At 33.2% G+C, this 19,080-nt stretch carries 11 protein-coding genes; all 11 read left to right on the top strand.

The window, feature by feature from the left end; translation table 11 throughout:
• Positions 1 to 6,412: T9SS type B sorting domain-containing protein (locus MK851_RS13580; protein ID WP_320244378.1), on the top strand; the 6,412-nt coding region annotated here is incomplete at its 5' end.
• Between the two features lie 7 nt (positions 6,413 to 6,419).
• Complete coding sequence (locus MK851_RS13575) at positions 6,420 to 7,367, top strand: type IX secretion system membrane protein PorP/SprF (protein ID WP_303510909.1); 948 nt, start codon at positions 6,420 to 6,422, stop codon at positions 7,365 to 7,367.
• Between the two features lie 66 nt (positions 7,368 to 7,433).
• Positions 7,434 to 8,264, top strand: a complete 831-nt coding sequence (rluF, locus tag MK851_RS13570) for a 23S rRNA pseudouridine(2604) synthase RluF (RefSeq protein WP_320244377.1) — start codon at positions 7,434 to 7,436, stop codon at positions 8,262 to 8,264.
• 70 nt (positions 8,265 to 8,334) lie between these two features.
• Positions 8,335 to 9,465, top strand: coding sequence for a tRNA guanosine(34) transglycosylase Tgt (tgt, locus tag MK851_RS13565; protein ID WP_303510913.1), 1,131 nt, complete (start codon positions 8,335 to 8,337; stop codon positions 9,463 to 9,465).
• 1 nt (position 9,466) lies between these two features.
• Positions 9,467 to 10,552 (top strand): LptF/LptG family permease, encoded by a 1,086-nt coding sequence (locus tag MK851_RS13560; protein ID WP_303510915.1) that lies wholly within the window; start codon positions 9,467 to 9,469, stop codon positions 10,550 to 10,552.
• Positions 10,539 to 11,438: a DMT family transporter gene (locus MK851_RS13555; protein WP_303510917.1), complete on the top strand. Its 900-nt coding sequence runs from the start codon at positions 10,539 to 10,541 to the stop codon at positions 11,436 to 11,438. Before MK851_RS13560 ends, MK851_RS13555 begins: the two co-directional genes overlap by 14 nt.
• A gap of 106 nt (positions 11,439 to 11,544) precedes the next feature.
• Positions 11,545 to 12,498 carry an acetyl-CoA carboxylase carboxyltransferase subunit alpha gene (locus MK851_RS13550; protein ID WP_303510919.1) on the top strand — a complete coding sequence of 318 codons (954 nt, stop codon included), beginning with the start codon at positions 11,545 to 11,547 and terminating at the stop codon, positions 12,496 to 12,498.
• Between the two features lie 123 nt (positions 12,499 to 12,621).
• Positions 12,622 to 13,041, top strand: coding sequence for a hypothetical protein (locus MK851_RS13545; RefSeq protein ID WP_320244376.1), 420 nt, complete (start codon positions 12,622 to 12,624; stop codon positions 13,039 to 13,041).
• 142 nt (positions 13,042 to 13,183) lie between these two features.
• Positions 13,184 to 14,266: an efflux RND transporter periplasmic adaptor subunit gene (locus tag MK851_RS13540; RefSeq protein WP_320244375.1), complete on the top strand. Its 1,083-nt coding sequence runs from the start codon at positions 13,184 to 13,186 to the stop codon at positions 14,264 to 14,266.
• 24 nt (positions 14,267 to 14,290) lie between these two features.
• Positions 14,291 to 17,539 carry an efflux RND transporter permease subunit gene (locus MK851_RS13535; RefSeq protein WP_320244374.1) on the top strand — a complete coding sequence of 1,083 codons (3,249 nt, stop codon included), beginning with the start codon at positions 14,291 to 14,293 and terminating at the stop codon, positions 17,537 to 17,539.
• Positions 17,529 to 18,980, top strand: coding sequence for an efflux transporter outer membrane subunit (locus tag MK851_RS13530; protein ID WP_320244373.1), 1,452 nt, complete (start codon positions 17,529 to 17,531; stop codon positions 18,978 to 18,980). The genes MK851_RS13535 and MK851_RS13530 overlap by 11 nt, the downstream gene beginning before the upstream one ends.
• The last annotated feature ends 100 nt before the right edge of the window (positions 18,981 to 19,080 follow it).

The raw sequence follows: 19,080 nt of genomic DNA, 5'->3' as shown, positions 1-19,080 counted from the left end.
TGCTAGTTACACCTATTCATTAGATGGAGCCGCAGCACAAACAGGAGCAAATGCTAATATTTTTAATAATGTAGCAGCAGGAGCTCATACAGTAACTGTAGATTATGGAAGTAACTGTACAGAAAATGTATTGGTAACAGTAGCAGCAGATCAAGAATTTACAGCAGCTGTTATAAACACGACAAATCCTACATGTTTAGGAGACAATAATGGAAGTATAGAAGTAGAAGTAAGTTTTCCATCATCAACACCAACTGAGTTTGAATATAATATAGGAGCAACTTGGGTAAGTACTTCAGGAAATAATCCATTTGTTATACCAAACTTTACATCAGGAACACATACAATTGAAGTTCGTCCAGTAGGAGGAATTGCAGCATGTGAGCAAACAGTAAGTGCTACCTTAACAGATCCAAGTGCAGTAACAGTAGTGGCACCAGTAACAAAAGAGGTTACTTGTGTACCAGCAACAGGAGCTACTATTACACCAAATGGAAGCGGAGGAAATGGCGCACCATTTAGTTATGAGTTATTTGATAATGGAGGAACATCAGTAGGAACAACTACGACAGAGTTTGCAGATATAGCAGCAGGAACGTATACAGTAGTAGCTACAGATCGTTTAGGCTGTGATTCAGCACCAGTAACTGTAGTAATAAACCCATCGCAAGCAGTAACTTTTACTGCAGAAGCTCAGTGCTATGATGGTACAAATGGAGAAATAGTAGTAACTGTTTTAACAGGAAATGGTGATTATTCATACAGTTTAGACGGAGGTACTAATTTTACTCCGGTAAGCTCTAATCCGTTTACGATATCAGGATTATCTCCAGCAAGTCATACTATTAGAGTACAAGATGGTAAAGGCTGTTTTACAGATGTTACAGAAATAATTAATCCAGAACTGTTAGCAACTGCAACACCAACAAATGCTAGTTGTACGCCAACAGGAGAAATCTTAGTGAATCCTTCTGGAGGTTCAGGAGTAGGCTATGAATTTTCTGTGGTAACAAATGGCTCAGGAGCAGGAACTTTTAACGCAACAAATCCGATTACTGGATTAGCTCCTGGTACGTACGATGTATATGTGAGAGATGATGCAAACTGTACCTATATAGTACAAGATGTAATTATAGATACAACTACACCTGTTGATATTACCGCTACTGTGAATGAACCAACTTGTAATGGTGATACTGGTAGTATTGATATTGCTATAGCAGCTAATACAGGAGAATCGCCACATACAATAACCATTTCTAATAGTGGAGGAGTTATAAATACAATTAATAATTTTGTAGGTTCAAATATTAGTTTTGATAATTTAGCTGGAAATGATACCTATACAATTACGATTACAGATGCTTTAGGTTGTGCAGATACAGAAGTTATACCATTAACAGATCCACCAGCAATTGTATTGGATTTAGCTGATGTTTTACCACCAAACTGTGCGGTAGATGCATCTCAGACAGGTTTTGATTTTATAAATATCAATCCTAATGATTATTTACCTAACACATTACAGTATAGTTTAGATAACGGAGCTACTTGGACAGATTTTACGGTTACTAATGGTCAAATTAGAGGACTAAATTCTGGAGATATAGTGCAACCAGCTTTACAAATTATTGATGGTTCTGGAACAACTTTATGTTTAGAAGCTTATGGACCTTATGAAATACCTTATAATGTAACTGGTCTTATCGTAAATCCTATTGTAACACCAGGTAATTGTTCAGTAGGATTAACAGTAACTGTTGAGGCATTAGATGGTACAGGGCCTTTTGAATTTGCGATTAATTCACCATCTGGTTGGCAACCAGCTGATCTTGCTGATAATGGTACATTAGGAGACCCTACTAGAACTAAAACATACACAGGCTTAATACCAGGTGTAGATTATGATTTTTATGTTAGAGATGCTACAGGGTGTATAAAAAAGAATAACGAAAATATTTATGATGATTTTACCCCTACTGTACCAATAACGAGTACTGTAAATAATCAAGCATGTTTTGGAACCAATTCAGGTCAAATAACATTTTCAATTAATAATACAAGCGGAGATTTATCTAATGATTTTACTTGGACATTATACGAGAGAGACTTAGTAACGAATTTAGGAAGTCCAGTTTCAGCTGCGTACACAAATGTTTCGCAAACAGGATTTGCTGATATAGTTGTTAATAACTTGGCACCAGGAACGTATTACATAGTATTAACTAACGATGCGGGAACTTGTGAATTTGGAGCCCAAGATGTTGAAATAATTGAAGGAACACAAATTTCTGGTCAAGTTACCAAGGTAAGAGATATTACCTGTACTGTGGATGGCTTAGTAAGAATAGAAAACGTAACAGGAGGATTCCCTGGTTACACTTATACTTTTACTGTAACAAACGGAACAGGAGTTATTTCGGGTAATGCAATTACTATATCAGCAGGAACAGTTACAGGGACTCCAATAACTGTTGAAGCTTTTGTAGAAGATACTAATGGGTGTGGTCCTATAAGTTTAGGTACCGTAGCTTTAAACTTAAGCCCTTCACCTAATATCGTATCAGCAACTCCAGCAAGTTGCGATGTAAATAAAACAATAACTATTAATGTTAATAATGGTACAGCTCCATATAGTTATTCTGTAGATGGAGGAACTACATTTACTTCTCCAACGACTAATACGACTTATATAGCAGAAGGATTAACACCGGGTAGTTATGATGTTGTTGTAAGAGATGCAAATGGTTGTACTGACACTCTGAATGGAGTAATAGTTCATCCAGATATAGACTTTGATTTGAGACCTACAGGAAATGCTACTTGTGTCCCTGGAAATGATGGACAAATAGAAATAAACATCACCTCAGGTACAGGAGGTAATTATGATTATTCATTTGATACTGGTGCAGCAGGAACTATCACCTCACCAGCAACAACTGTAAATGTAGGGTCATTATCACCAGGAGTACACAATGTAACAGTTACTGATGTAACTTCAGGGTGTTCTGAGACGAAACAGATTACTGTTGAGAATCCTGTTATTCCTAATTTCACGGCAGTAGCTACAGTAACAGATATTTGTTTCGGAACATTAACAGGAGAAGTTACAGTTTCACCAGTAGATAATGGTATTTTACCATTAAGTTATGAGATTAACAATGTATCAGGAACATTTAATGCTGTTTTAACAGGAAGTGATACGGTATTTACGAACTTACCAGCAGATGACTATATAGTTACAGCTACGGGAGTAAATGGATGTACAACAGATGTAACTGTAAGTATTGATCAAAATGCTATTATTGATATTTCAAACGCCATTACTGTAACACAGTTTGCTTGTACTACAGGTAATACTGTTAATACTGCAAAAATAGTAGTAGATAAAGGAGCGATTACAGGAGGTACAGGGAAATATGTACGAGTTGTATTTGAAGATGCAGCAGGTAATGTATTGCAAGACGATAGTAATTTTACGTACATATCAACTGATTTAGCAGGAGGTACTTATACAGTAAAAGTATATGATGAAAATACAGATTGTTTTGTGTCTAGAGTAGTAACGATAGCTCCATTTACTCCAATGACAGGAGCAGCTATCAATGTAATCAAAGATACAGACTGTAATACAGGAGAGAATATCACTGTAAAAGTAGTACCTGCATTACCAAACATTCAATATACAATAACAGGAACAGGAGCTACCCCTTTTACACAAACATTAAATGTGGTATCAGATGCAGATGCAGCAGTATTTAATAACGTGCCAGTTGATAATTATACAATTGAGATATACAATGCAGCAACAGGATGTATTTTAGAAGTATATCACACAGTAAAACCAGAACCTACCTTTGATGTATTAGTAAGTAATGTTCAAAGAGCTTGTTTTGGTGGTACAGGAAGTGCAACAATAGATTTTAGTGCAGCTACACCATATACAGATGTTTATACTTACGAAGTATTTGAAGTAGGTAACCCAACTGCTGTTACATTAGGAAATGGTACAGGAGGTACTCCAGAAACAATTACTACCGGATTAGTAGCAGGAGAATATTATGTGGTTGTAAACATGACGAATACACCATTTTGTTCACCAAGAACAGAAAACTTTATAATTGAAGAACCAGCAAATGCATTAGCATTAACTGGTACACCAACGTATATTAATTGTAATGTTACTGATTCTGGAGAAATCTTGTTAGAAGCTCAAGGAGGTTGGGCACCGTATGAGTATCAATTAGTAAATGATTTAACACCAGCTACACCAATTCAAAATTTTGATAGCAATAGAAGAATTACTGGATTAACAGCAGGTGATTATACAGCAACAGTTAGAGATGTTACAGGTTGTGAAGAAACGTTTACATTTACTCTAGAACCGACCACAACTATGGCGGCAGATGTAACTTTTATTCCAAACTTATGTGAAGGAGAAAGAACAGCAACTATTGAGGTAACTAATATAACAGGAGGTCAAACACAAGATGCAACTGTAAGTTATAGCTATATCTTAATCTATCCTGACGGAACAACGCAAGTAGAACAGTTATCAAATACATTTAACAATTTACCAGCTGGTACTAACTATACAGTAATTGTTAGAGATAATAAATATAGCTGTCAGTATACAGAAACTGTAAACATAGTTGATCCATCAGAAGTAGAAGCTTCGGCAAATATCACTGCGGACATAACTTGTAACAACCCTAATGCAACCGTAGAAGTGAGTGCAATAGGAGGTACAGGCAATTATGAATATAGTAGCGATGGAGTGAATTTTGGTCCTAATAATACGTTTACAAACGTAAGTTCAGGTTCTCAAACATTCTATGTGCGTGATGATAATAATTGTGAAGACACAGTTGTAGTAACAGTTAATGCATACGAGCCTTTAGTGCCAACTTTAGTAGTCGATTCAGGATTTGTTACCTGTAATGGAGATGCTAATGGAGTGTTATCAGCAACTGTAACAGGTGGTTTTGGTAATTACGAATACCAATTGTTAGACGGTAGTGATAATCCAGTTGATGGAACATGGCAAACATCGAATAGTTTTGGAGGTTTAGATGTTGGTACATATAAAATTAGAGTAAGAAGTACCAACAGATTTGGAGAAGTATGTACAGAAGACACTGCACCACATACTATTGAAGAACCACAACCTTTAGTAGTTGCTGAAAATCATACTGATGTAAGTTGTTTTGGAGGAAACGATGGTACTATTACAGTATTAGCTTCAGGAGGAAACTTAACAGGATATGAATACAATATTAGTACAGACCCAACTAATAAATTTGTTACCGATAATGTGTTCAGAAACTTAACAGCAGGTACATACACTATTACTGTTAAAGATAAGGTTGGATGTATTGATACTATTGATGTAGTTATTGGTCAACCACAAGAGTTCACAGCAACATTGGTAGGAGTTACAGAACAAACTTGTATTAACGATGCAACTCCAACAATAGAGTTAGATGTACAAGGAGGAACACAACCATATTATGTAAGTATTAATAATATAGAACAACCTACCCAGTATACGACGAATACAATTGTATTAGGAGCTGCTGAAAATATTCAAGCAGGTACGTCTTATTATATTACAGTAAGAGATGAAGCAGGTTGTAATGTTGCAGACCCAATTAGAGTAACTACAGCTGAATCGGTAGATTTACAATTAACAGTTGATTTTGCATATACCTGTGAGGTAGGAAATATTATCAAAGCAATAGTTGATGAAGCATATAGAGCTAATATGTCTTATACGCTATATGATGGAATAGGAAACCCTGTAGTAACAAATAATACAGGAGAATTTATTGATGTACCAGCAGGAACAGGGTATTATGTTACAGCAACACATACAATAACTTCATGTTCTGAAAGTTCTACTAGTAGTCCGATCAATATTGAAGATATTCAAACGTTAACTTTAGATATTGATGATTCGGTTAAGAATACCTTAATAGCTAATGCAGATTTTGGATTACCACCTTATGAGTATAGTGTAGATGGAGGTGACTTTGGACCAGATAACGAGTTCTTAATCTTACAAACAAAAGATTACACTATTACGGTAAGAGATGCTAGAGGTTGTGAGGTAACAATAACTATAAGAGGAGAGTATATTACTATTTTCGTTCCAAATTTATTTACTCCAGATGGAGACGGAACAAATGATTATTGGTACCCTCGTGAAGTAGAAGAATACCATGATATTAAAGTATTTATTTACGATAGATATGCACGTAACATTGCCGACTTTAAAGGTTCTGTACAAGGATGGGATGGTACTTATGAAGGTACCCCATTACCATCAGGAGATTATTGGTATACTATTTACTTTAAAGAGTTGTCAGGTCAAGAGAAGAAAATAATGGGACACTTTACACTATATAGATAAAAAAGAAATGAGAAAAATATTAATAATTTTAAGTGTGGTATTTAGTAGTGTAAAACTTACTGCACAAGAAGTAGAATTACCTCAATATGTAAGTCATTTGGCTGACAACCCATTTTTAATTTCACCAACTTATGCAGGTATAGGAACGGGGTTACAAGTTAGGTTAAATGGAGTAAGCCAGTGGATTGGAGTTAAAGACGCACCTGATACACAATCATTAACAGTTGAAGCACGTATTGCAGATACTTTTGGTGGTGGAATCACGTTATTTAATGATAAAAATGGGTATACCACTCAAAAAGGAGCAAAATTGTCATTTGCAAGTCACTTAACATTAAGTGACTTTCATGATAGTTTTCTATCGTTTGCTTTAAGTTATAGCTTTACGCAATTTGGTATTGATACATCAGAAAATAACTCAGGACAAACAGTATCAAACAGAACTTTAAACAATTCAAATTTTGATGTAGGTTTGTTATATCGTTACGAACGATTTAGTATTAGTGCAAACATTATGAACATCTTAAATAAAGAGATAGAGGATTTTCAAACGGGAGAACCAGAAGTATTGAGAAAATATATACTTTTTACATCTTACACTTTTACGAAATTAAGCAGAAACTTTGAACTAGAGCCATCAATGTTAGTGGAGTATAGAGAAGCAGACAAACGTTCTAGAACGGATATGAATATTAAAGCTAGAAGAGGAATAAGAGATGGGTATGTTTGGGCTGGTTTAAGTTACACGTTCTTAAACGACCAGTTTTTTCAACCAAATGCTATTGCTCCATTACTTGGTTTAAAGAAAAACAACCTGTATATGTCGTATGGTTTTAGTATCAATATGAATAAAACGCAAGATTATAATTACGGAACACACATGATTACACTTGGGTTTGATTATGAAAGAAGACCAAGTTTAGCACGTTGTACTCAAAAAATGATCATGTTTTAATAATAAAAAACATAAATTATCAAATCCTCAAGTGTTAGCTTGAGGATTTTCTTTTTCTTTGTATTAATGGAAAAAAATAACGATACATCAATAAATCTAAATAAATATATCAGTAGTACAGGTATTTGTTCACGTCGTGAAGCAGAACGCTTTATTACGGAAGGAAGAGTTACCATAAATGGAAACCCTACCCAGTTAGGAAACAGAGTTCATGAAGGAGATGTGGTAAAAATTGATGAAAAACCATTAAAAGCAAAGCCTAAAACTATTTATATAGCGTTAAACAAACCAGTAGGTATTGTTTGTACTACAGATAGTAAAGAGCGGAAAAATATAGTAAAGTTTGTAGGGCATCCGCAACGATTGTTTCCTATTGGTCGATTAGATAAACCTTCAGAAGGATTAATTTTTTTAACCAATGATGGTGATATTGTAAACAAAATATTACGAGCAGGGAATAACCACGAAAAAGAATACATTGTTTCGGTTAACAAACCATTCGATGAACGCTTTATAAAAAGAATGAGTAATGGAATTCCAATTTTAGGAACTGTAACAAAAAAATGCAAGGTAGAACGTGTAAATGATACTACATTTAAAATAACCTTAGTACAAGGCTTAAACCGTCAAATAAGACGCATGTGTGAATACTTGGGTTACGAAGTAAAAAAATTAAAGCGCACACGTATTATGAACGTAACTTTAGGAAGTTTAAAAGTAGGAGAGTGGCGAGAATTATCATCTAAAGAAATGGATGAAATTAATCGTCTTGTAGCAGGTTCGTCAAAAACATACGAAGAAGCAGAAAAAAAGACTAAAACTACTTCTCCTCAAAAAACTAAACCCAAGAAGAAAGTAGATTTCAAAACTAAGTTTGGAAGAAGAAGAAAAAGTTAAAAATCAGTAATAAGAAACTTTTAACTATCTACTTTTAAACATTCAACTTACATGTGTATCTTTGCCACTTATGCAATTTGACTTAAAAATAACAGATCCAAAAAGTAAAGCACGAGCAGGTGTTATTACTACTGATCACGGAATCATAGAAACTCCAATATTTATGCCTGTAGGTACAGTAGCTACAGTTAAAGGAGTACATCAATCAGAATTAAAAGATGAAATCAACCCTGATATTATTTTAGGAAATACATATCATTTATACTTACGTCCAAAATTAGAAACTTTAGAAGCTGCAGGAGGTTTACATAAGTTCATGAATTGGGACCGTAATATTTTAACTGATAGTGGAGGATACCAAGTATATTCTTTATCAGGGAGAAGAAAAATTAATGAAGAAGGAGTTAAATTTAAAAGTCATATAGATGGATCTACGCATTTTTTTACACCAGAAAATGTAATGGAAACACAACGTACCATCGGGGCAGATATAATTATGGCTTTTGACGAATGTACACCGTACCCTTGTGATTATAACTATGCAAAGCGATCTATGCATATGACACATCGCTGGTTAGATCGTTGTATAAAACACTTTGAAAAGACACCTCCAAAATACGGATACAGTCAGTCTTTATTTCCAATTGTACAAGGAAGTACATACAAAGATTTACGTAAACAATCAGCAGAATATATAGCAAATTCAGGAGCAGAAGGAAATGCTATTGGAGGACTATCAGTAGGAGAACCTGCAGAAGAAATGTATGCAATGACTGAAGTAGTTACAGCAATATTACCTGAAGATAAGCCACGCTATTTAATGGGAGTTGGTACACCAATTAACATTCTAGAAAATATAGCATTAGGAGTTGATATGTTCGATTGTGTAATGCCTACACGTAACGCACGTAACGGAATGTTATTTACAGCACACGGAAGCATTAACATCAAGAATAAAAAATGGGAAAAAGATTTCTCTCCAATTGATGAAATGGGAATTACTTGGGTAGACACCATGTACTCTAAAGCATACTTACGTCACCTTTTTGCTTCAAGAGAAATGTTAGGAAAACAAATAGCTTCTATTCATAATTTAGGATTTTATTTATGGTTGACTCGAGAAGCACGTAAACACATTATAGCAGGAGATTTTGCAGAATGGAAAGATAAGATGGTAAAACAAATGGATAAACGTTTGTAATTTGAAAATACTAGATTGGTACATATTAAAACGTTACTTAACAACTTTCTTGTTTACATTACTTGTTTTAATACCTATAGCAGTAGCTATTGATATTGCAGAAAAGGTTGATAAGTTTTTACGAGAAGAAAACTTAACACTGTTTGAAATAGTTAACGATTACTATAAAAACTTTATTATTTATTATGCTAATACATTTATGCCATTAGCATTATTTATAGCAGTTATACTATTTACTTCTAAGCTAGCAAGTAATACAGAAATTGTAGCAATTAATAGTTCTCAAGTATCATTTACACGATTTTTATATCCATATTTTATAGGAGCAACTATAGTTTGTGCAATTGCACTCTCAATGAATCACTTTTTTGTACCTTCAAGTAGTAAAACAAGGAAAGCTTTTGAAAAAAAGTATTTAAAGAAAAAAAAGTATGCAGATACTTCCATTCGCGAGTTTAGTTTACAATTAAATGATAGTACTTATGTATATATCCAAAACTTTGATTTAAAAAGAAATTCAGGGTATAACTTCTCAATTGACTTATATGAGGGTATTAAGTTAAAAAGAAAACTTACTGCTGATAATATTAATTGGAAGGAAAAGGATAGTACATTTAAACTATATAACTGGAAAGAACGAAAAATTTTTAAAGAAAGAGATAGTATCTTTTCAGGAAGAAGCTTAGATACCACATTTACATTTACACCAGAAGATTTTAATTACAAGAATATTATGGCACAAGAAATGAACTCTCCAGAGTTGGTTAAGTTTATTGAAGTGTCTAGAAAAAGAGGAATAAAAAACTTAAACGCTTATTTAGTAGAACTATACAAAAGAACAAGTTTACCAATTGCCAGCTACATACTAACATTAATAGCTGTGGGGCTAGCACATAGGAAAAGTAGAGGAGGTATAGGAGTTAATTTAGCCATAGGTATTAGCGTTATGTTTATTTATGTTTTCTTTTTAAAAGTAGCAGAAGTATTAGGAGCCGTAGCAGGAGCAAATGCCCTGTTAAATGTTTGGATACCTAATATAGTATTTGGTTTATACGCTATTTATTTATATTTCAATGCAAGGAGATAAATTAAAGAATTACTTACTCTTACACTTAATCGTTTTTATTTGGGGGTTTACAGCAATACTAGGAGCATTAATATCGATAGATGCAGTTCCTTTAGTTTGGTATAGAATGTTATTAGCAGTAGGTTTTATTGCTTTATATTTTATAATAAGAAAGAAGTCATTTAAAGTAGAAAAGAAAGCATTAATTAAGTTTGCCGTTTCAGGGGTAATTATAGCAGTACATTGGATAACTTTTTTCAAAGCAATAAAAGTATCAAATGTTTCAGTAGCTTTGGTAATGATGAGCACAGGAGCTTTTTTCGCTTCATTCATAGAACCTTTTTTCTTTAAAAGAAGAATAAAACTAATTGAAATAGTCTTAGGCTTGCTAGTAATCGTAGGTTTATACATTATTTTCAATTTTGAAAGTCAGTATACGCTTGGAATTATTTATGCGCTAATATCAGCCTTTTTATCAGCCTTGTTTTCAGTATTAAATGGAGTGTTTATAAAAAAACATGAAGCCAATACTATTTCGTTTTACCAACTATTATTTGGAGTATTAGGAGTAACTATATATTTATTGTTTACACAGAAGTTTTCATTAGCGTTTTTCCAATTACAAGTAACTGATTGGGTATATTTATTAATTTTAAGTAGTGTTTGTACAGCCTATGCATTTATTGCATCTGTGAAGGTAATGAAGTATCTAACACCTTATACAGTAATGCTTACGATTAATTTAGAGCCTATATATGCTATTGTTTTAGCATTATTAATATTTGGAGAGAAAGAACAAATGAATCCAGAGTTTTATTATGGAGCATGTATCGTCTTAATAGTAGTAGTACTAAACGGAGTACTTAAAAATGCTTCTTCAATAAAAAAGAAAATCATAAAAAAATAGTATTTTAAGAAAAGCGATGGAGGTAAACTGTACAATTTTTTAGTATGTTTGCCTTTACAAACAACTAACTATAAAATTAGAAAATCAAACTATATACAAGAATACAATGGAATATTTAGATTTTGAAATGCCAATAAAGGAACTAGAAGATCAGTTGGCAAAATGTTTTGATATAGGAAAAGAAAGCGATGTAGATGTAACAGCTACATGTAAGAAAATTGAAAAAAAATTAGAGAAAGCAAAAAAAGATATATATAAGAATTTAACTGCATGGCAACGAGTACAGTTATCTCGTCATCCTAATCGTCCTTATACTTTAGATTATATAAAAGCGCTTTGTGGGGATACATTCATGGAATTACATGGTGACCGTAGTGTAAAAGACGACAAAGCAATGATTGGTGGATTAGGTAAAATTGGAGATCAATCATTTATGTTTATAGGTCAACAAAAAGGATACAACACCAAAACACGTCAGTACCGTAATTTTGGTATGGCTAATCCAGAAGGATACCGTAAAGCATTACGTTTAATGCGCATGGCTGAAAAATTTGGAATTCCAGTAGTAACTTTTGTAGATACTCCAGGTGCTTACCCAGGATTAGAAGCTGAAGAGCGTGGACAAGGAGAAGCAATTGCTCGTAATATCTTTGAAATGACTCGTTTAAAAACTCCAATTATTACAATAATTATAGGAGAAGGAGCTTCGGGAGGAGCTTTAGGAATAGGAGTAGGAGATAGAGTATATATGTTAGAAAACTCTTGGTACTCAGTTATTTCACCAGAAAACTGTTCTTCAATTTTATGGCGTAGTTGGTCAGAAAAAGAAAAGGCAGCAGAAGCATTAAAATTAACTGCTGAAGATGGTATGAAACTAAAAATAGTAGACGATATCATTCAAGAACCATTAGGAGGAGCACACTCTGATCGTGAAGGAGCTTTTAAAGCAGTACAAGAACAAATTATAAAGGCTTACAAAGAACTTAAAGATATACAAGATAATGACTTAATAACTCAGCGTATGGAAAAATATGCCAATATGGGAGTGTATAAAGAATAGTTTGAAAGTCCTTAGAAATAACAATATTAAAACTCGCCAATTGGCGAGTTTTTTGTTTTATAAATATTTTACAATATTATTTGTTTGTTAAATGAATTTATATATATAATTTTGCCGACCGAAATGAGTAATACATTTAACAAATATCTTTTTCTATTAATATTCTTATTAAAAGGATGGTCTACATCATATGCAGATCATAACAATTTTAATAAGAGTATATCAGTGCCTGTTTTAAATTCAGCCTGTGTAGAGACCCAAATTGTTACTCAAAACACCATTAACTTAGCTTTTGATAAACAGCATCAAGATTCTGAAAGAGAGAATTATTTTGAAATCAGCGAAATTGAGGACAAAACTCAAGATGAAAATGAAGTAGATGAAAGTTTGTCAAAATTTGGAAGTTACTTATCAGCCATTTTACATGCGCAGTTTTTTGAGAGTCAGTTTTGTGTAGTAAAAGAAAAAACACAACGCTTTAAAGAGTACACTTTTAGCTCAATTTTAAAACTACATGTAGAATTTCAAATTTTTATAATTTGATACCTTTCCTTTTAAAGTAAGTCTAAATTCATCATTTAGTTTACTTTATATACTTACACATAAGAATTTAATTAAATTTTTAGAATAACCATTGATTTTCAATGGTTACACACTCACTCTAACTTTACAAATACATACAAAAATGAAAAAAAACTTCATTTTCATGAGCCTATTTGCGCTATTAATTCATATTAGCTGCGAATCAAAAAAGGAATCTAAACACCCAGAAACCAAATTCCTTGTAACCAATCCCATTAAAAAAGACACGTCAATAACCAAAGATTATGTAAGTCAAATACATGCTATTCAGCACATAGAAGTAAGGGCATTAGAAAAAGGATATTTAAAGAAAGTATTTGTTGATGAAGGACAGCATGTGAAAAAAGGGCAACGTATGTTTCAAATTTCACCAAATGTTTACAAAGCAGACTTACAAAAAGCAAAAGCTGAAGCAAAAGCAGCTGAAATAGAATATAAAAATACACAGTTATTAGCGGAAGGAAACGTAGTTTCTAAAAACGAATTAGCCTTAGCAAAAGCAAACTACGAAAAAGCAAAAGCTGAAGTAATGCTAGCACAAACACACCTAGGTTTTACAAGTATTAAGGCACCATTTAATGGTATAATGGACCACTTAGATGTTAGAAAAGGAAGTTTGTTAGATGAAGGAGAGCTCCTAACAACACTATCAGACAACAGTAAAATGTGGGTATATTTTAATGTGCCAGAAACAGAATATCTAGACTACATAATGAGTCAAGATAAAGACAAGAAAAAAGAAGTAACACTTTTAATGGCAAATAACAAACCATTCAATCAAAAAGGAATAGTAGAAACGATTGAAGGAGAGTTTAATAATGAAACAGGAAATATTGCCTTTAGAGCAACTTTCTCAAATCCAGATGGAATTTTAAGACACGGAGAAACAGGAAGTATTTTAATGGAAGTTCCATACGAAGGAGCCTTAATAATTCCACAAAAAGCCACTTTTGAAGTATTAGATAAGAAATATGTTTTTGTAGTAGATAAAAACAATACAGTAAAACAGCGAGAAATTACTGTAGAAGCAGAATTACCACACTTATTTATAGTAGAAAAAGGACTTACAGAAAACGATAAAATATTGTTAGAAGGAATCCGTATGGTAAAAGACCAACAAAAGATACATGTTGAGTTTAAAGAGCCAAATGCTGTAATGTCTAGTTTAGACTTATATGCAGAGTAATCAAAAACTAAAATTCAACAAAACATGTTTAGTCAATTTATAAAAAGACCAGTACTAGCGATTGTTATTTCGATAATAGTTGTTTTTACGGGGTTGTTATCAATAAAACAACTCCCAATATCACAGTTTCCACAAATTGCACCAACCACGGTAAACATATTTATCGCCTATCCAGGTTCAAGTGCAGATGTATTGGTAAACTCAACACTAATTCCTCTAGAAACAGCTATCAATGGAGTACAAGGAATGCGTTATATCGCTTCCGATGCTACAAGTGCAGGAGAAGGAACCTTACGTGTAATTTTTGAACCAGGTACAGATCCCAACCAAGCGGTAGTAAGGGTAAAAACAAGGGTAGATCAAGTAATGCCCTTATTACCTGAGTTAGTACAGCGAGAAGGGGTAATTATTACTCCAGTACAACCAAGTATGTTAATGTATGTGAACCTTTTCAGTAAAGAAAAAAACAATGATGAGAAGTTCCTATACAACTATGCATACACTAAAATGATACCCGAGATTCAACGTATTAATGGTATTGCTAGTGCTAAAATTTTAGGAAGTAGAAAATATGCGATGAGAGTTTGGTTAAAACCCGACCGAATGAGAGCCTATAATATTTCTGCGGAAGAAATTTTAGAAGCTATGGAAGACCAAAGTATTTTGGCAAGACCTGGAAGACTGGGAAGAAGTTCAGGAATCAAATCACAATCACTAGAATACGTACTTACCTATCAAAACAGGTATAACGAACCAGATCAGTACAAAGACATTATTATTCGAGCAAATGAAGAAGGAGAAATTTTAAAGCTTAAAGATGTTGCCGAAGTGAAGTTAGGGAGTGAATTCTTTGATATTTACTCAAATTTAGATGGGTATCCATCAGCATCTATTGTTTTAAAACAAACCTTTGGAAGTAACGGTAGTGATGTAATAGCATCGGTAAAAGAAAAGCTAAAAGAATTAAAAGAAGATTTACCACCTGGTATTGATTTTAAAATTAGTTATGATGTTTCTAACTTTTTAGATGCCTCAATAGAACAAGTAATACATACGCTTAGAGATGCTTTTATTTTAGTAGCAATTGTGGTATTTCTATTTTTAGGAGACTTACGATCAACCTTAATTCCAATTATAGCAGTGCCAGTTTCTTTAATTGGAGCATTCTTTGTCATGCAACTTTTCGGGCTTTCAATAAACTTAATCACCTTATTTGCATTAGTATTAGCGATAGGTATTGTAGTAGATGATGCTATTGTGGTTGTAGAAGCTGTTCATTTAAAAATGGAGAAAGAACACCTTACACCTTACCAAGCATCTAAGGCAGCATTAGGAGAAATAGGGGGAGCTATTTTAGCAATTACGCTGGTTATGGTTTCTGTATTTGTACCAATTTCTTTTATGACAGGTCCCGTAGGAGTTTTCTACAGACAGTTCTCTATAACAATGGCGGGTTCTATCATTATTTCAGCAGTGGTAGCATTAACATTAACACCAGTATTGTGTGCAATGATGTTAAAGAACAACCAAGGAAAAGAAAGAAAAAAATCAATTGTAGATAAGTTTATTGATTGGTTTAACAAAGGGTTTGAAAAGCTTACTGGAAGATATGTAAAAGTGTTAAACAAAATTGTAGCACGAAGAATGTTAACCTTCGGAGTATTACTAGCTTTCTGTGCAGGAATATTTATCACCAATAAAACGTTGCCTGCAGGTTTTATTCCTAGTGAAGATCAAGGAATGATTTATGCAATTATTCAAACACCACCAGGTGCTACTTTAGAACGCACAAATGAAGTAGCAAGAAAACTACAACAAATTTGTGAAGAAACTGAGGGAGTAGAGTCGGTTTCATCTTTAGCAGGATATGAAATTATGACCGAAGGTAGAGGGTCAAACGCAGGTACCTGTTTGATTAATTTGAAACCATGGTCAGAACGTCATCATTCAGTTCACGAAATCATGGAAGAACTAGAAGAAGAAACCAAAGACTTAGGAGCGGTTATAGAATATTTTGAACCACCAGCAGTACCAGGTTTTGGATCTTCAGGAGGATTCTCAATGCGTTTATTAGATAAAACAAACTCAACAGACTATCACGAGTTTGAACGTATTAATAACAAGTTTATGGAATCGTTATCAAAACGAAAAGAGCTTACTGGGTTATTTACTTTTTATTCTGCAAACTATCCGCAGTACGAATTAAAAATCGACAATAAAAAAGCGATGCAAAAAGGAGTGACCATTGGTAAAGCCATGGAAAACCTAAACATTTTAATAGGTAGTACCTATGAACAAGGTTTTATCCGTTTTGGTAGATTTTTTAAAGTATACACACAAGCAGCGCCAGAATACAGAAGAATCCCTTCAGATTTAGAAAAGCTATATGTTAAAAATGAAGAGGGAGAAATGGTGCCTTATTCAGCTTTTATGAGTTTAGAGAAAAAACTAGGACCTAATGAGATAACACGGTACAATTTATATAATTCAGCGGCTATTAGAGGGTTACCAGCACGAGGATACACAAGTGGAGATGCTATTAATGCGATTAAAGAAGTATCAGCGAAAGAGCTCCCTAGAGGGTATGATATTGCTTGGGAAGGACTTACCTATGATGAAGCAAGAAGAGGTAATGAATCAGTATATATATTCATTATTGTTTTAGCCTTTGTATACTTTGTACTAGCAGCGCAGTACGAAAGTTTTATACTACCATTAGCTGTAATTTTATCGCTTCCAGTAGGAGTGTATGGTTCATTTACATTATTAAAATTAATGGGCTTAGCAAATGATGTATATGCACAAATAGGTATTATTATGCTGGTCGGTTTATTAGGTAAAAATGCGGTATTAATTGTAGAATTTGCCGTATTAAAACGAAGTCAAGGAGCTACAATTTTTGAAGCAGCTATTGAAGGTGCTAAAGAACGGTTCAGACCAATTTTAATGACTTCATTTGCATTTATAGCAGGACTAATACCTCTAGTTATAGCACACGGAGCAGGAGCTATTGGTAATAGAACTATTGGTGGATCGGCTTTAGGAGGAATGTTAATAGGTACAATTTTCGGAGTTTTAATTATACCAGGTCTCTATTACATATTTGCTAAAATGAGTGATGGAAGAAGCTTAATTAAAGACGAAGCTAATGAACCAGTTTCTGAAGAATTTATAAGAATAAATGAAGTTGAAGGAAGTAAAACAAAAGCTAAAATAGCAGAGCTTAAAAAACTTCTAAAGAAAATAATTAAAAGAGAAAACAATGAAAACTAAAAGAAGAAGTTCATTTATAATAAAAAAAGCACACTTTTTAAGTGTGCTTACCCTCTTAGTTTTGTGCTCTTGTGTATCAAATCAAGTAGTAAGAGAAGAAAATAAGGCGGTACCAGAGAATTTTAAGAACCAACCTGCAGATTCATTAAATACAGCGACTATTAAATGGCGTGACTTTTTTTCAGACTCACATTTAATTTCTCTGATAGATACAGCTTTATCAAACAACCAAGAGTTGAACATAATGTTACAACAAGTAGCTATTTCAAAAAATAACATCAAAGCAAAAAAAGGAGAGTATTTACCATTTGTAAATATGTATGCCGGGGCAGAAGTAGAAAAGGTAGGGAAGTATACTAGAAATGGAGCCGTTGAAGAAAATTTAAATATTCACGAAAATGAAAAATTTCCAGAGCCATTAACTGATTTTTCAATAGGACTTTCTGCTTCATGGGAGTTAGATGTTTGGAAGAAGTTACGAAATGAGAAGAAAGCAGCAGTACTAGAATACTTAGCTAGTGTTGAAGGAAAAAACTTTATGGTAACTAATTTGGTTTCAGAAATTGCAAATTCATATTACGAATTAGTAGCATTAGATAATGAATTATCTATGGTTTCACAAAACTTAGAAATTCAAAAAAATGCATTGCAAATGGTGAAGCTTCAAAAACAAGCTGCAAGAACAACTGAATTGGCAGTACGTAGGTTTGAAGCGAGTGTACTTAAAAACCAAAGTCACCTATATGAACTTCAACAAGAGATAGTAGAAACTGAAAATAAAATTAACTTTTTAGTAGGAAGATACCCACAACCTATAGAAAGAAACTCAAATAATTTTATTGATAAGTCCATAGAAGGAGTAAAAGCAGGAATTCCATCACAACTGTTACAAAACAGACCCGATTTAAGGAGAGCTGAATACGAATTAGCAGCAGCCAAATTAAATACTAAAATTGCACGAGCTAATTTTTATCCATCAATCGGTATAAAAGCAGGAGTAGGGTTACAAGCATTTAAACCTAAGTTTTTAACATCAACACCAGAATCGTTAGTGTATTCTTTAGCAGGTGATATTGTAGGGCCTTTAATCAATAGAAAAGCTATAAAAGCAGTTTATAAAACAGCCAACAATAAACAATTACAAGCTGTTTACGAATACGAAAGAGCTATTTTAAATGCGTATTTAGAAGTAGCGAACGAGCTTTCAAAAATTGATAACTTGAAAAACAGTTATGATTTAAAAAAGCAACAAGTAGAAGCATTAAACGAATCTATAGACCTTTCAATTCGTTTGTTTAAATCGGCAAGAGCAGAATATACAGAAGTGTTGTTAACACAAAGAGAAGCATTAGAGTCTAAAATAGAAATTATAGAAACTAAAAGAGATCAATTATTAACAAACGTAAAAGTATATAAAGCCTTAGGAGGAGGCTGGAACTAATTTTTTTCATTCGTTATTAACTATTAATTGTTGTTAAAGTGGTAGTTTTTATTAACTATCCAAAAGACTCGCTAACTGGCGAGTCTTTTTTATTCAATAC

The sequence above is a fragment of the Tenacibaculum sp. 1B UA genome (assembly GCF_033978845.1).
Classification (GTDB): Bacteria; Bacteroidota; Bacteroidia; order Flavobacteriales; family Flavobacteriaceae; genus Polaribacter.
This window is presented reverse-complemented; position numbering and strand designations above follow the sequence as displayed.

Excerpts from the sequence above, each read along its gene's own strand:
- MK851_RS13575 (WP_303510909.1), top strand. The coding sequence starts at position 6,420 with ATGAGAAAAATATTAATAATTTTAAGTGTGGTATTTAGTAGTGTAAAA.
- rluF (WP_320244377.1), top strand. The coding sequence starts at position 7,434 with ATGGAAAAAAATAACGATACATCAATAAATCTAAATAAATATATCAGT.
- tgt (WP_303510913.1), top strand. The coding sequence starts at position 8,335 with ATGCAATTTGACTTAAAAATAACAGATCCAAAAAGTAAAGCACGAGCA.
- MK851_RS13555 (WP_303510917.1), top strand. The coding sequence starts at position 10,539 with ATGCAAGGAGATAAATTAAAGAATTACTTACTCTTACACTTAATCGTT.
- MK851_RS13550 (WP_303510919.1), top strand. The coding sequence starts at position 11,545 with ATGGAATATTTAGATTTTGAAATGCCAATAAAGGAACTAGAAGATCAG.
- MK851_RS13545 (WP_320244376.1), top strand. The coding sequence starts at position 12,622 with ATGAGTAATACATTTAACAAATATCTTTTTCTATTAATATTCTTATTA.
- MK851_RS13540 (WP_320244375.1), top strand. The coding sequence starts at position 13,184 with ATGAAAAAAAACTTCATTTTCATGAGCCTATTTGCGCTATTAATTCAT.
- MK851_RS13535 (WP_320244374.1), top strand. The coding sequence starts at position 14,291 with ATGTTTAGTCAATTTATAAAAAGACCAGTACTAGCGATTGTTATTTCG.
- MK851_RS13530 (WP_320244373.1), top strand. The coding sequence starts at position 17,529 with ATGAAAACTAAAAGAAGAAGTTCATTTATAATAAAAAAAGCACACTTT.